General features: G+C 64.0%; 11 protein-coding genes. 7 read left to right on the top strand and 4 right to left on the bottom strand.

Annotated elements, in window-relative coordinates:
- Positions 1–430 precede the first annotated feature (430 nt).
- Positions 431–1,885, bottom strand: a complete 1,455-nt coding sequence (gene zwf, locus BVH03_RS19575) for a glucose-6-phosphate dehydrogenase (protein WP_075962745.1) — start codon at positions 1,883–1,885, stop codon at positions 431–433.
- A 154-nt stretch (positions 1,886–2,039) separates the two neighbouring features.
- Here zwf and hexR point away from each other — a divergent pair, with 154 nt between their 5' ends.
- The 3 genes from hexR (at position 2,040) to BVH03_RS19560 (ending at position 5,461) form a co-directional block, all read left to right on the top strand.
- The gene (gene hexR, locus BVH03_RS19570) at positions 2,040–2,912 is read left to right on the top strand and encodes a transcriptional regulator HexR (RefSeq protein WP_075962744.1); all 873 of its coding nucleotides are present in this window, start codon (positions 2,040–2,042) and stop codon (positions 2,910–2,912) included.
- Between the two features lie 90 nt (positions 2,913–3,002).
- A complete protein-coding gene (locus BVH03_RS19565) occupies positions 3,003–3,191 on the top strand; it encodes a PA3496 family putative envelope integrity protein (protein WP_075962743.1) in 189 nt (62 codons plus the stop codon).
- Between the two features lie 86 nt (positions 3,192–3,277).
- Positions 3,278–5,461 (top strand): patatin-like phospholipase family protein, encoded by a 2,184-nt coding sequence (locus BVH03_RS19560; protein WP_075962742.1) that lies wholly within the window; start codon positions 3,278–3,280, stop codon positions 5,459–5,461.
- Between the two features lie 12 nt (positions 5,462–5,473).
- Here the strand turns inward: BVH03_RS19560 and BVH03_RS19555 are convergent, their stop codons facing one another.
- The 3 genes from BVH03_RS19555 to BVH03_RS19545 all read right to left on the bottom strand — a co-directional run bounded on the left by BVH03_RS19555 (position 5,474) and on the right by BVH03_RS19545 (position 8,932).
- Positions 5,474–8,188, bottom strand: a complete 2,715-nt coding sequence (locus tag BVH03_RS19555; RefSeq protein WP_075962741.1) for a DEAD/DEAH box helicase — start codon at positions 8,186–8,188, stop codon at positions 5,474–5,476.
- Positions 8,189–8,305: 117 nt separating this feature from the next.
- Positions 8,306–8,695 carry a response regulator gene (locus BVH03_RS19550; protein WP_075962777.1) on the bottom strand — a complete coding sequence of 130 codons (390 nt, stop codon included), beginning with the start codon at positions 8,693–8,695 and terminating at the stop codon, positions 8,306–8,308.
- An 18-nt stretch (positions 8,696–8,713) separates the two neighbouring features.
- A complete protein-coding gene (locus BVH03_RS19545; protein ID WP_075962740.1) occupies positions 8,714–8,932 on the bottom strand; it encodes a Flp family type IVb pilin in 219 nt (72 codons plus the stop codon).
- Positions 8,933–9,324: 392 nt separating this feature from the next.
- Between BVH03_RS19545 and cpaB the strand changes: the two genes are divergently transcribed.
- Genes cpaB through BVH03_RS19525 form a run of 4 tightly spaced genes read left to right on the top strand, consistent with a single transcriptional unit; the run spans position 9,325 to position 13,950 of the window.
- Positions 9,325–10,275, top strand: coding sequence for a Flp pilus assembly protein CpaB (gene cpaB, locus BVH03_RS19540; protein ID WP_075962739.1), 951 nt, complete (start codon positions 9,325–9,327; stop codon positions 10,273–10,275).
- Positions 10,276–10,294: 19 nt separating this feature from the next.
- Positions 10,295–11,533, top strand: a complete 1,239-nt coding sequence (locus tag BVH03_RS19535) for a type II and III secretion system protein family protein (protein WP_075962738.1) — start codon at positions 10,295–10,297, stop codon at positions 11,531–11,533.
- 9 nt (positions 11,534–11,542) lie between these two features.
- A complete protein-coding gene (locus tag BVH03_RS19530) occupies positions 11,543–12,709 on the top strand; it encodes a pilus assembly protein (RefSeq protein ID WP_075962737.1) in 1,167 nt (388 codons plus the stop codon).
- Complete coding sequence (locus BVH03_RS19525) at positions 12,709–13,950, top strand: CpaF family protein (RefSeq protein WP_075962736.1); 1,242 nt, start codon at positions 12,709–12,711, stop codon at positions 13,948–13,950. Before BVH03_RS19530 ends, BVH03_RS19525 begins: the two co-directional genes overlap by 1 nt.
- Positions 13,951–13,971 lie beyond the last annotated feature (21 nt).

The raw sequence follows: 13,971 nt of genomic DNA, 5'->3' as shown, positions 1-13,971 counted from the left end.
AATATCGATATGAAGTTGCGCTGGATGGAACTCGACAATTTTTCAACTTAGCGGCGGAGAGGCATTTGAAAAGTAAAAATTAATAACTTTTAGAGCTTAAAAATATATTAAGATTACTATTAGGTTATTTAAAACAAAATAGATAGTCACCTGTAGTTAGGAAAACTTACGCAAGTTATTATTTTATGTGTTTATAGGTAAATGTGAAATAGGCTCGAGATTTAATGAATTTTAACTATCACCGTAGACACTGATTCGATGCGAACAATTGAACTTATTCATGCATCTCGGCGGGACGAATGAGTTCAGATATTTTGGTCGGATGACTGGTTTATCCGTCGCTATTGATAGCGAATGGCTTACAGCTAATGGCCTTAATTGGCGGGTTGCATAAAAGTGCGGGCTGAAAGTATCAGCCCGCAAATTTGACTTATTCGGACTCTTCAATCCACTGGCGGCCATGCCGCTCCAGAAGATGCTGGAGCTGTTCCGGGCCGTTGCTGCCTGCCGCATAGGGACGCGGGCTCTGATAATGCTGCTGCCAGCCTTTGATGATCGGGTCGACCCATTGCCAAGCCGCCTCGACCTCGTCGCGGCGCATGAACAACGTCGAATCGCCTTCGATAACGTCCAGGAGCAGCCGTTCGTAGGCCTCCCAGCGCCGCTGTTTGTTAAAGGCATCGGCCAGGTTCAGGTCCAGCTCGACCGGCTGCAGGCGCATGCCCTTGCCCGGGTTCTTGGCCATCAGCTGCAGGCTGATGCGCTCCTCGGGCTGCAGACGAATCAACAACTGGTTGGCCTGGCCGTTACCGAATAGCTGGTGAGGCACCGGCTTGAATTGAATGAGAATTTCCGAGGTCTTGCGAGCCAGGCGCTTGCCGGTGCGCAGGTAGAACGGCACGCCGGCCCAGCGCCAGTTGTTGATCTCGGCCTGCACGGCGACGAAGGTTTCGGTATCGCTGTCGTTGTCGACGTTCTTCTCGAAATAGTAGGCCGGCACTTCCTGGCCGCCGATCTTGCCGGCGGTGTATTGGCCGCGCACGGTCTTGTCGCGCACGTCCTGGCCAGTGATGGGTTTGAGGGCCTCGAGGATCTTTACCTTTTCGTTGCGCACCGACTCGGCATCGAAGCGCACCGGCGCCTCCATGGCCACCAGGCAGAGCAGCTGCAACAGGTGGTTCTGGATCATGTCGCGCATCGCGCCGGCGTTGTCATAGTAGGCGCCGCGGTTCTCCACACCCAGGGTTTCACACACGCTGATCTGCACGTGGTCGATGTGCGCGGCCCGCCATACCGGCTCGAACAACGCATTGGCGAAACGCAGTGCCATCAGGTTCTGCACGGTTTCCTTGCCCAGATAATGGTCGATGCGAAACACCTGGGGCTCATCGAACATCGCACCAATACCGGCATTGATCGCCTGGGCGGATGCCAGCGAATGGCCGATGGGCTTTTCCAGCACGATGCGCGCACCCGCGCCCGCCAGGCCAGCGACCTTGAGATGCGAGGCGATGGCCTCGAACAGGTCCGGTGCAGTGGCCAGGTAATAGACCCTGACGCGCTCCCGGTCAGCACCCAGGGCCTTGGCCAGACGGCCGAAGTCGGCGCTTTGCGACGCGTCCATGGGGAAGTAGTCCAGGCGTTCGGCGAAGCTGCGCCAGGTGTCGTCGTCGAAATCGGCACGGGCCACCTGGGCGCGGCAATGGCGCTCGGCGAGGGCCTGGTAGGCGGCGCGTGTGTGGGGGCTGCGGGCCAGGGCGAGGATGCGCGTGTCGCGGTGCAAACGACCACCGCGATGCAGGTAATAGAGGGCCGGTAGCAGTTTGTGCAGGGCGAGGTCGCCCGTGCCACCGAAAACCAGCATGTCGCAACAATTGCTCTGCATGGGAACTCCGATTCGGTTTGTCCGTGCGAGGTCGCCAGGCTTGTAGTATAACTACAAGATCGCTACAGCCCGGCGGCGTTCCTCGATCATAACCGAGTCATGGCGCTCCAACCTCAGCCGACGTAACCATCCTTTGCCAGTCGAGTCCCTGCCCGTGAATTTGTTGCAGCACATCGCCCAGTCACGTCACCTCCTGCGTAAGTCGGAACTCAAGGTGGCCGATCATGTGCTCCTCGATCCTGCAGCGGTCATGCATAGCTCCATGGCCGAGCTGGCGCACTCGGTAGGCATCAGCGAACCGACCATCGTGCGCTTCTGCCGCGCCATCGGTTGCAGCGGTTTTCAGGATCTCAAGCTCAAGCTGGCGCAGAGCCTGGCCGCCGGCGCCAGCTTCGGTCAGTTCGCGATCCATGAAGACGACTCGGTCGCCGACTTCAGCATGAAGATCTTCGACACTACCCTGCACACCCTGATCGAAGTGCGCGAAAAGCTCGACTCGGTGGCGCTGGAAAAAGCCATCGCCCTGTGTGCCAACGCGCAGCGCATCGACTTTTACGGCTTCGGCGCCTCGGGCGCAGTGGCGGCCGATGCCCAGCACAAGTTCTTCCGCCTGTTGCTCAACGCGGCGGCTTATTCCGACCCGCACATGCAGGCGATGTCGGCGATCACCCTGAAGCCTACCGACGTAGCGGTGTGCATTTCCCAATCCGGTCGTTCCAAGGATTTGCTGATCACTGCCAACGTGGTGCGCGAGGCCGGCGCTTCGCTGATCGCCCTGTGCCCTGGGCAGACGCCGCTGGCCGACCTGGCCACGGTGAACCTGGCCATCGACGTGCAGGAAGACACCGAGATCTACACGCCCCTGGCCTCGCGCATCGCCCACCTGGTGGTGATCGACGTACTCGCCATGGGGGTGGCTATGGCCCGAGGGCCGAGCCTGGTCAATCACCTCAAGAGCGTCAAACGCAGCCTGCGTAGCCTGCGGTTGTCGGCCAAGTCGGTGAAAGCCCACGAAGAAGGCGCCTGAGTCCGGTCACCCCGGCGTCACGCTTTTTTCCTCAAACTGTCATCGCCTTCGCTGAAGCTGGTCTCCCGTAATTCAACCTGGAGACCTGCCATGGCTCGCCATGTGGATGAAGCGTTGCACCCGGAACAGAGCGTGGTGAGAGCCCGCCGCAAGCTGCTCGACGAGCAGCGCATGCGTTATCGCCGCGCCATCGAGGCCTATGGCGAGAATCGTCGCCTGCAATCGGAAATCTCCAGCTTCCACGATTCGTTCATGGGCGAAGCGCGCCGCCTGCACTGATTACAAACCGAACGTTTCGCCGCGCGCATCCCTGGCGAGGAGGCTCTTATAATGGCGCTCCTCCGACCCGACGCCAGGGATGTGCCATGCGCCGTCTGCTCATTCTGCTACTGCTGTTTTTCCCCCTTATCGGCATCGCCCAAGAGGCGCAGCCCAAGGTCGGTGTCGTGCTGTCCGGTGGCGCCGCGCGTGGATTGGCGCACATCGGGGTGCTCAAGGCCCTGGAAGAGCAGGGCGTGCGTGTCGATGCCATCGCCGGCACCAGCATGGGGGCAGTGATCGGCGGGTTGTACGCCTCGGGTTACAGCATCGCCGAGCTCGAAGACGTGGCACTGACCATGGATTGGCGCCAGGTGCTCTCCGACGATCCGCCGCGTACCGACGTGCCATTTCGCCGCAAGCAGGACGACCGCGACTTTCTCATCAAGCAGCGCCTGAGCTTTCGCGACGACGGCAGCCTCGGCCTGCCGCTAGGCGTCATTCAGGGCCAGAACCTGGCCCTGCTGCTCGAGCGGCTGCTGGTGCGCAGCAGCGACGTGCGTGATTTCGACCGCCTGCCGATCCCGTTCCGCGCCGTGGCCACCGATATCGCCAACGATCAGAAAGTGGTGTTCCGCAGCGGCCACCTGCCGCAGGTGATTCGCGCCAGCATGTCGATTCCGGCGGTGTTCGCACCGGTCGAGCTGGACGGCCGCCTGCTGGTCGATGGCGGCATGGTCGACAACATTCCCGTGGACGTGGCCCGCGACATGGGCGTCGACCGGGTCATCGTCGTCGACATCGGCACGCCGCTGAAGCCGCGCAAGGAACTGCTCACCGTGGTCGACGTGCTCAACCAGTCGATCACCATGATGACCCGGCGCAATTCCGAGGAGCAGCTGGCGACCCTGCGTGACGGCGACGTGCTGGTCCAGCCGGACATGGCCAGCTTCGGGGTCACCGATTTCGGTCGCGGCGAAGAACTGATCGAGGCGGGCTACGAGGCGGCCCGCGCGCTGCAGCCGCGCCTCGCGGAGCTGGTTCGGCGTGGTGGTGGTAATCCCGCGCTGACTCTGGCGCGCAGTGCCCAGCAGCGCACTCCGGTGATCCACGCCATCCAGGTGGACAACGACTCCAAGGTCGGCGACGAGGTGATCCGCAACTACATCCGCCAGCCCATCGGCGAGCCGCTGGACATGGCGACGCTGCAGCGTGACATGGGCACCCTGTATGGCCTCGATTACTTCGAGCGCGTGCAGTATCGGGTGGTCAACAGCGAGGAGCGCAACACCCTGGTGATCGATGCGCGGGAGAAGCGTACCGGTACCGACTACCTGCGCCTGGGGCTCAACCTCTCCGACGATTTCAACGGCGACAGCGTCTTCAACCTGGGCGCGAGCTTCCGCAAGAACGGCATCAACCGGCTCGGCGCCGAGTGGCTCACCCGGGTGCAACTGGGCGACCGCCAGGAGCTGTTCAGCGAGTTCTACCAGCCACTCGACGTCGGCTCACGGTGGTTCGTGGCGCCCAACCTGCGAGTCGAGGCGTGGAACGTCGAGTCGCTTTTGGACAACGACCCGATCGCCGAATACCGCGTGCAGCGTTACGGCTACGGATTCGACATCGGCCGGCAGATCGCCAACAACGGCGAGCTGCGCTTCGGCGTCGGCCAGGCCTGGGGCGACGCCAAGGTGCGTATCGGCGAGCGCGATCAGCCGGAGTTCAGTTTCACCGAGGGCTACTACGAGCTGCAGTACGCCTTCGACACCCTCGACAACGTCGACTTTCCCCACGAGGGCGAGGAGATCAGCCTGAACCTGCGCCAGTACGACGCCAGCCTCGGTGCCGACGATCGTTACAGGCAATGGCAGATCAAGCTCAACAAGGCGTTCAGCCAGGGGCCGCACAGCCTGGTGATCGGCGGGCGTTACGGGCGCACCCTCGATAACGCCGAAATCGTCACCTCCAGCTTCCAGATTGGCGGCGCACGGCAACTGTCGGGCTTTCGCCAGGATGCCCTGGCCGGGCAGAACATCAGCCTCGGGCGGGTGGTCTACTACCGGCGCATGACCCCACGTTCGTTCCTGCCGCTGGACTTCCCGATCTACCTCGGCGCTTCTCTGGAGCGCGGTCGGGCATGGAACAACGACAACGCCTTCGACAGCGGCTACATCAACGCCGCCAGCGTGTTCCTGGGCTACGAGACGCCACTGGGGCCGCTGAATTTCAGCTATGGCCTCAATGACGAGAACGAGAAGGCGCTGTACCTGAACCTGGGGCACACGTTCTGAGGGCGCCCGCGCCTATAACCGCTGCAGCAAGGCCTGCAGCGCGCGCGCCGGCGCCTGGCTCCACAGGCCGTAGCTCAGCGGCACGACCTCCAGGCCGGCGCGCGCCAGCACGCGGTAGCGCTCCAGTTCGAGAAACCCTTCGCCGTCGCCGGGAAAACCGATCAGGTCGATGGCCAGGCATCTGTCGCCACGCTGGCAGAACACGTCCAGCAGCAGGCCGGCCAGTGGATAGCGCGTCCAGGTGACCACCCCGTGTGCCGCCAGCGCGGCGCACAGGGCGCGTTCGAAATCGTCCTGCTCGGGTTGCTGGTGACTGGCCGCTGGCGGTTCGGCGGCGCTTTCCAGGTAGCGACGCAGCAGGTGGTCGGTTGGCAACTGGCGCTCGTCGCCACTGAACAGCAGCACCTGGCGTTCGCGGGCACGGGTGATCGCCACGTTGAACATGTCCGGACGATTCAGGTACACCGCGGCCTGACTGGCACGGGCGTCGAGGGCGAAGCTGATGATCATCAGGTCGCGCTCCTCGCCCTGGAAGCCATAGGGCGTATCCACCAGCACGCGAAAGTCGCGCAGGCGCTGCAAGTCGAGGCCGGCGACGCGCTGGCGGATGGCTTCGACCTGATCGCGAAATGGCGACACCACGCCGATGCTCGGCTTGACCGGGCTGTCGGCGTAGCGGGCGATGTGTTCGTCGATCAGCTGCAGCACACGTTCGAGCTCCACCTGGTTGACGCCATTGCCGGCCCGTTCACCTGCCAGCCGCTGTACCTGCAGGCTGTCGCAGTGGGCCAGGCCCGGGCGCTCCTTCATCACCCGCAGGCGGTTGCCATAGAAGCGCTGGTTGCTGAAGCGGATCAGCGCCGGGCGGCTGCGAAAGTGCTCGTCGAGAAAGGTCAGTGCGCTCTGCTCCGGCAGGTGCAGGCCCACCAGATCGAGCACGCTGTTGTCGCGGTAGCTCCAGCGCTCACGCTCCTCGCCTGGCAGGCCGCTGCGCTGGAGCAATTGGATCTCGCGGTTGCGCGACAGGAACGACAGGTGGCGCAGCTGCCGGGCGTCACCGGTGATCACCGCACGGCGGCAGCGCTGGAAGGCCGACAGGGCCGAGGCGATATCGCATTGGGTGGCCTCGTCCATGACCATCACGTCGAACAGGCCGGCCTTGAGTGGCAGCAGGCGATGCAGCTCGTCCAGCGTCACCACCCAGATCGGAAAAGCGGTCAGCAGCAACTGTGGATCGATGTCGTCGAACAGCGCCAGCTGCCGTTGCGACTGGCGCGCGCGAATCGCCTGGTTATACTGCACGAACAGCTGCCGGTTGCCGGCCAGCAGGCCACTCAGGCTCGTGGCGCGACGGGTATTGAGGTAGTCACGGCTGAGGCGTTCACGCCGCTGCTGGCAATCGCGCAGCTCATCGAGCAGCGCCCAGGGGCGCACGCTGCCGCGCACCCGGCGCCTGACCCAGTGCAGCAGCAGGTGGCGGCGCCAGAAACACAGAGTGCCGCGTTCGGCCCGCAGGATCAGCCGGCTCCAGCGCAGCGCCTGTTCACCACGTCTGGCCAGTGCCTTGGCCTGGCGACGTTCCTGATCGATCAGCTGGCGCAACTCGTGTTGCAGATTCACCTCGGTCTCGGCTGGCGCATTCGGCAGCTGGCCCTGCAACAGGCTGGCCAGGCGATCGCGCAGGGTTTGCTGCAGGCTGCCGCCGTCGCTTTCCAGCACCGCGTCGCGCAAGCCGAAGTCTTCACGCAGCTTCTGACCGATGACCCGCACGGCTTGGGTGCTGCGGCTGACCAGCAGCACCGATTCACCATGCAGGTAACGATCCAGCGCCAGGGCCGCCAGGGTATAGCTCTTGCCGGTGCCGGGCGGCCCGGAGATCTGGCTCAGCGGGTAGCGTGCGGCGTTGGCCAGCGCCTGGCTCTGGGCATTGCTGAGTTGGGCCGGGAGCGCATGGGGGGCACTGGCACCTTGGCGCAGGACCGGCTGGGACTCGCCGAGCAACTGGTGCAAGGGCGCTGACCAGTCCCCGGCTTCCTGCAATTGCTGCAGCTCATGGACGATGCCGCGGCTACCGCTGCCGCGGGGCACCAGAGCGACGATGGCAGCAGCGCGCAGCGACAGGCTACGGCGGCGCTGTGCTTTGGCCATCGCATCCTGGCCCTCCAGCGCCGGGAAACCGCTGGCGGCGAGCACGTCGGCGACTCGCGTGCGCTGGCTGATCCAGCCCAGCAGGTCGCCGAGTACATGGGCATCGATGGGCGCATCGGCCAGGGGCAGATCGTCGAGCGAAGCGTTGTCGCCGTCGATCAGCAATTGGCGCAGCAGGCGCCAGTTCGCCAGTGGCTGGCCCGGGTCGATGGCCAGCAGGTGGGCGTCGCCTTCGCTGCCGTTATTCAGGGTGGCTTCGTAGTAAACCAGCGGCGCACAGAACGCCGTGGCTGGCCCCTCAGCGCCAGCGAGCCGCCCGCATACCGGCAGCACGCCGTAGACCAGCTGCAGTTCGCGCTGATAAAGGCGCTGCTGACGCTCCAGCTCGGCGCCGATACCCGGCGCCAGGGCCAGCAGCGGCAGGGCACCGCTGGCCAGTTCTTCGCGACCCTCGAGCCAGGCCAGTCGACCGGCTGGCAGCGTGGAAAGATTGTCGAGGTTCAGGTCGCGGCTGTCGGCCAGGTAAGCGCTGCGGTAGAAGGCCAGCAGGCGTGCGATCCGTGCGTCGTGGTCCTGCATCGTGTGTCCGTGGCGGCCGGGGTTCAGCCGGCGACTCTACCGCTGCTCGGGCATCGATGTCATCGCTGCATGGGGCATTGCCGCTACGGGATAGGTCGAACGGCAGCAGAGGCGCTGCTAGGCGTTGACAACCTTGGCGACCGGAAAGCGCTGGTTGAGCACTTCGATCAGGCGTTCCTGATAGATGGGCTTGGGTAGGAAATCCACGACCTGCAAGGGCAGCAGGCCGATCACGTCGTTCATGTCGGCATGTCCGGACATGACGATGATCGGCAGCGTGGCGTAACGAGGCGTGGTGCGCAGGTTCTGGATCAGGCGCAGGCCGCTTTCGTCCGGCATGCGCAGGTCGGTGATCAGCAGCGCGATATTCGGCCATTTGCTCAGGCAGGCCATGGCGGATGCGACGTTGTCGGCGCAATGACACTGGAAGCCTTCGCCCTCGAGCAACTCGGCGAGTTCTTCGAGCGCGTCGGCCTCGTCGTCTACCAATAGGATGTGCTCACGCATCATCTTCGCCCCTGATAATTAGCCGCCAGTTCCTGCGCCGCCCGCTGAAGTGGCGCCTTGCAGGGCGTCCGATATCGAGCCGAACACGCTATTGATATCGGTGCCGACCGTCGTAGCGCCGCCAACGATAACCACCGCAATCAACGCCGCAATGATTGAATACTCAATCGCCGACGCGCCTTCTTCGTTTTTAAAGAAGGCGCGAATTCTTTCGCGAAGGATGATGAGCTTGAACATGGGTACTTCCTCTGTAGCCAGGGTAGGCAGGGACGCCTGTGTCAGGGACTTGCAGGGAAAGTTTGAAAGGGAGAAGTGCTGTCCGCAAATTTACCTTGTTATTACATACAAAGTATTAAATACAACTATTACTTCTAGTGAATTCAAGGACTAAGGCACTATCGGGCGGCCTGCCAAGTTAATGGCGGAGGGTGTAGAAGGACAATTGCGACGAACGGCATGTTCTATCTTGACGGTGAAGTCCGCTATAAGTTTCACAATAAAAGTTTCTAAACCAGAATAACCAAGTGCCGATACATGAGGCGAACTTCTACGTCGTCTCTGATTGATCACCATCCATGGCGGGTTGTACCGGGTGCTTGCCGGCGTAAGGCAACAAGGAGCGTGCTGTCATGAATAGTCGATTAACGCTGGTGCTGGCCAGCGTGCTGCTGGTGGGTGCAGTGATTACCGGCTATTGGGGCGTCACCCTCGGTCGTCAGAGCGCACAGCCGGTAGCCTTGCCATCTGCGCCTGGGGTGACGCCAGCTGCAGCGGTCGGTAATCAGTTGCAAACCCAGGTCGATGAACAGCAGCGCGTCAACGTGGTGGTGCTGGCCAGGGCAGTGCAGCCGCTGGTGGCCATCAGCCGAGACGATCTTGCCGTGGAGCGCCTGCGCATTGCGCCGCCGGGCAGTTTCGCCAGCCCCGAGCAATTGATCGGTCGCACGCTATGGCAGCCCATGCCGGCCGGCACGGTACTGAACCAGGCCGCCTTCGACATGGCCGGCCCGCTGGCGCGAATGATTCGCCCCCACGAGCGCGCCCTGGCCGTGGCGGTCGATGCAGTGATCGGCGGCGGCGGTCACCTGAGCCCGGGCGACTACGTCGATGTGCTGCTCTATCTGCGCCAGGGCGAAGGCAATGCCGAGCAGACCGCTCAGGTGGTGATTCCGGCGCTGCGCCTGTTGAGCGTCGGCGACACCCTGGGGATCACCAACCAAGGGGAGCCCGCCCAGCTGCCGACCGATGCCGACGAGGAGCGCCGGCGCCGTCGTAACGCTCCATCGACCGCCGTGCTGGCCGTTCCCGAGGCCCTGCTCACGCGTTTCATGCTCGCCACCCAGGTGGGCAGCCTGCGTCTGGCGGTTCGCAGTGTGGATGAAAAACGCCTGGCTGATTACTACGCTGGAAAAGAGCCAGTCGCCGATGTCGGCGAGGCACAACGGCAGTTGTTCCAGTTCGAGCAACTGGCCGTGCGCGGCGCGGCGCCCGCGCCGCAGGCGCAACCCGAGCCGGCCCGGCAGGCGCCAGCCGGCATACCGGTGTATCGCGGCAATGACGCCACCCGGCAAACTCCCTGATCGGCAAGGATGCAACGCGATGAACGATGGCCTGCGTATTTCCCGTCTGCTGACGAGCCTGGTGACGCTCATGCTCGCCCTGCCCGGTGCGGCGTTCGCTTCCTGTGCGGGGCTGGAGCCGGTGCCGGCGGTGCTGGACGTGACCCAGGGCATGCAGCGCGAGCTGCGCTTCCCCGTGGCCATCACCCGGCTGGCGATCGGTGACTCGGAGGTAGCGGATGTCAGCCTCCACAGCAAGGACAGCTTTCTGCTGGTCGGCAAGCGCGGCGGCATCACCAGCCTGATGGTCTGGACTGCCTGCGACCGCGAGCCACGGCAAACTCAGGTAATTGTGCAGGGCGCCGCCACCGCGGCGATGGCCGAGCCGCTGGTGCGTTTCGATGAGGAAGCCGTGCCGAGCCAGGTACAGACCGATATCCGCTTCGTCGAAGTGCGACGCAGTAAGCTGCGCGAGGTCGGCATGCGCATCTTCGGCACCGGCTCCAACAACTTTCTGATCGGCGCGCCTGGTACCGGGCCGGCAACGGTGCCGGTTGGCGGTGTCGGCGGCGTGGGTTCCGGGGCGCCGTTCCCGCTGGTCAGGGACGGCTTCAACATCCTCTGGGGCGGTGGCAGCAGCAAATTCCTGCTCGGCCTCGACGCCCTGGAAAACAGCGGTTTCGCCTACACCCTGGCGCAGCCCAGCCTGGTGGCGCTCAACGGCCAGAGCGCGAGCTTCCTGGCCGGCGGCGAATTCCCGATCCCGGTGCCCAGTAGCGGCAGCGATTCGCTGTCCATCGAGTACAAGGAGTTCGGTGTGCGCTTGACCATCACGCCCACCGTGGTCGGGCGCAATCGTATCAGCCTGAAGGTGGCCCCCGAGGTCAGCGAGCTCGATTTCACCGCTGGCATCACCATCGCCGGTACCCAGGTTCCAGCGCTCAATGTACGACGCAGCGATACCAGCGTGTCCCTGGCCGATGGCGAAAGCTTCGTGATCAGCGGGCTGATCTCCACCAACAGTATCTCGACTGTGGATAAGTTGCCGTTTCTCGGCGACGTGCCGGTGCTGGGTGCGTTCTTTCGTTCGTCGCGCATCGAGCGTGAGGAGCGCGAGCTGTTGATGGTGGTCACTCCGCACCTGGTGCAGCCCCTGGCAGCCAACGTGCAACTGCCGGACCTGCCGGGCGAGCAGTTGCGCAATTACGACCCGGGTGTGTTTCGCCAGCTGTTTCTCGAAAACGGTGATTTTCATCGCGCTGACGGCCTGTCGCGCTAGGGAGTGGTCATGGAGCAGATCTTTCTCGCACAGACCCGTCGCAAGCAGGACCTGGAGTGGCTGCAGGCGGCCTTGGCCGGTCAGGGCCAGGTGCTCAACGTCGGCGAAACCCTCGACGAGGTGTTGGGCCTGATGGACATGACCGGCAGCTGCCTGGTGTTCGTCGGCCTCAGCCGTGAGGGGCAAACCGGCCAATGCGCCCTGATCGAGGCGCTGCTCGACATGCGCCCGATGGTCGTGGTGGTGGCCCTGGGTGACGGCCTGGACAACCAGCTGGTGCTCAACGCCATGCGCGCTGGCGCGCGGGACTTCATCGCCTACGGCTCGCGCAGCAGCGAGGTGCTGGGGCTGGTGCGCCGCCTGACCCAGCGCCTGCCGCAACTGCCGCCGTCCCGCGAGCAGGGCGAACTGACCCTGCTCTACGGCCTGCAACCCGATGCCGACGCCGCGCTGCTGGCCGTGCACCTGGCCTTGCAGATTCAGGCCCGCGGCCAGCGCACGCTGTACGTCGATCTGGGCGTTCCCCGTGGCGAAAGCCTGGAGCTGTTCGGCATGGAGTCGTCGTTCTGCTTCGGCGATGCGCTGCGGCATATCCGCCGCCTGGATTCCAACCTGATCGAAAGCGCCTTCGCCCGTCACCCCGATGGTTTGCGCGTGTTGCCCCACGGCCCGGATGACGACGCCCTGGATCGCTTCAGCCTGGGCGAGCTGTTCCTGCTGCTGGGCAGCCTGCGTCAGCATTTCCAGCATGTGCTGGTGAACCTGTGTGGGCAACCGGACTGCGACGGCCTGCGCTCGTTCATCAACCATGCGCAACGGCTGTTCTGGTGCGTCGACCAGAGCGTACCCAATTGCCGGCGCAACCTGGCGCTGCTCAACCTGTGGCGCAGCAAGGGCATTAAGCTCGACCATGCGCGGCTGTTGGTCGACCGCTACCAGCCGGCCGTGGCGCCCGGCCTGTCGGAGCTGAGCAAGACCTTCGTGCTACCGCTCGAGGCCGGTCTGCCGCTGAGCCCGGTCACCCGGCTCAAGGCCAAGAATCAGGGCGTACCGCTGTTCGAGTTCGCCCCCCGTGACGGCCTGACCCAGGGCCTGCTGACACTGGCCAACGGGCTGTTCGAGCCCCGCCACACTGCGGCAGGGCAATGGTGGCGCCGCTTGTTGAGGAACAGCTGATGCCCATAGGCCCATTTGGCGGTACCAGTGCGCGCATCGGCGTGCACGATCTCAAACCGGTGCTGCACCGTTACCTGATCGACGCGCTGGAAGAGAAGGGCGAAAACCTCTTGGAGGGCACGCGCACCTCGCTGGCCATGTTCGTCGCTGAGCAGGTCAGCGAATACGTCAGCCGCCGGCAGATCGCCATTTCCCGTTACGAGGTGGATCGCCTGGCCGAGGAGCTGGTCGACGAACTCACCGGCTTCGGCCCGCTGGAGATTCTCCTCAAGGACGAAGCGGTCAGCGAAATCCTGGTCAACGGTCCGCATCGGGTGTTCGTCGAGCGCGGCGGCGTGCTGCAGCTCAGCGATCTGCGCTTCATCGACGACCAGCACGTGCTGCGGGTCATCCAGCGCATTCTCGCGCCGGTGGGCCGGCGCCTGGACGAATCCTCGCCGATGGTCGACGCGCGCATGCCCGATGGCAGCCGCATCAACGCCATCATTCCGCCGGTGGCGCTGGACGGCCCGTGCATTTCGGTGCGCAAGTTCCGCAAGGACATGCTGCGCAGCGCCGACCTGCTGGCCAGCAATTCGCTGGACCAGGCGATTCTCAGCTGCCTGGAGCTGATGGTCAGGCGACGCTGCAACATCATGGTCAGCGGCGGCACCGGCACCGGCAAGACCACGCTGTTGAACATGCTCAGCCAGATGATCGACCCCCGCGAGCGTATCGTCACCATCGAGGACACTGCCGAGCTGGAACTGCTGCACGACCACGTGGTGCGCCTGGAAACCCGGCCGCCCAATGCCGAGGGCTTCGGGCAGATCGCCGCCCGCGAACTGGTGCGCAACGCCCTGCGCATGCGCCCGGACCGCATCGTGCTGGGCGAGATCCGCGGCGCCGAGGTGCTCGACGTGCTGACCGCCATGAACACCGGCCACGACGGCTCGATGAGCACGGTACACGCCAACAACGCCCAGGATGCCCTGCTGCGCCTGGAAACCCTGGTTGGCTTCTCCGGCGCCAAGGTGGGCGAACGCACCTTGCGGCAGACCATCTGCGCGGCGCTGGACGTGGTGATCCAGCTGACTCGCCTGCCCGATGGTCGGCGCTGCATCAGCGAGGTGGTGGAAGTGCTCGGCCTGCGCGAAGACCAGTACGTCACCAATACCCTGTTCCGTCTCGACCGTGCGGGCAGCGGCACCTTCTGCCGCGATGCGCCGAACCCGGCCGGGCACAAGCTGCGCCGTGACTGAGGCCGATTCGCTGGGCAAAGG

The sequence above is a fragment of the Pseudomonas sp. PA15(2017) genome, from assembly GCF_001945395.1.
Classification (GTDB): domain Bacteria; phylum Pseudomonadota; class Gammaproteobacteria; order Pseudomonadales; family Pseudomonadaceae; genus Aquipseudomonas.
Note: the sequence above shows the minus strand (reverse complement) of the source record. Positions and strands in the feature narration are given on the sequence as shown.

Bases quoted from the DNA above. Each gene is read 5' to 3' on its own strand.
- zwf (WP_075962745.1), bottom strand. From the start codon at position 1,885: ATGCAGAGCAATTGTTGCGACATGCTGGTTTTCGGTGGCACGGGCGAC.
- BVH03_RS19565 (WP_075962743.1), top strand. From the start codon at position 3,003: ATGGCTCGCCATGTGGATGAAGCGTTGCACCCGGAACAGAGCGTGGTG.
- BVH03_RS19560 (WP_075962742.1), top strand. From the start codon at position 3,278: ATGCGCCGTCTGCTCATTCTGCTACTGCTGTTTTTCCCCCTTATCGGC.
- BVH03_RS19555 (WP_075962741.1), bottom strand. From the start codon at position 8,188: ATGCAGGACCACGACGCACGGATCGCACGCCTGCTGGCCTTCTACCGC.
- BVH03_RS19550 (WP_075962777.1), bottom strand. From the start codon at position 8,695: ATGCGTGAGCACATCCTATTGGTAGACGACGAGGCCGACGCGCTCGAA.
- BVH03_RS19545 (WP_075962740.1), bottom strand. From the start codon at position 8,932: ATGTTCAAGCTCATCATCCTTCGCGAAAGAATTCGCGCCTTCTTTAAA.
- cpaB (WP_075962739.1), top strand. From the start codon at position 9,325: ATGAATAGTCGATTAACGCTGGTGCTGGCCAGCGTGCTGCTGGTGGGT.
- BVH03_RS19535 (WP_075962738.1), top strand. From the start codon at position 10,295: ATGAACGATGGCCTGCGTATTTCCCGTCTGCTGACGAGCCTGGTGACG.
- BVH03_RS19530 (WP_075962737.1), top strand. From the start codon at position 11,543: ATGGAGCAGATCTTTCTCGCACAGACCCGTCGCAAGCAGGACCTGGAG.
- BVH03_RS19525 (WP_075962736.1), top strand. From the start codon at position 12,709: ATGCCCATAGGCCCATTTGGCGGTACCAGTGCGCGCATCGGCGTGCAC.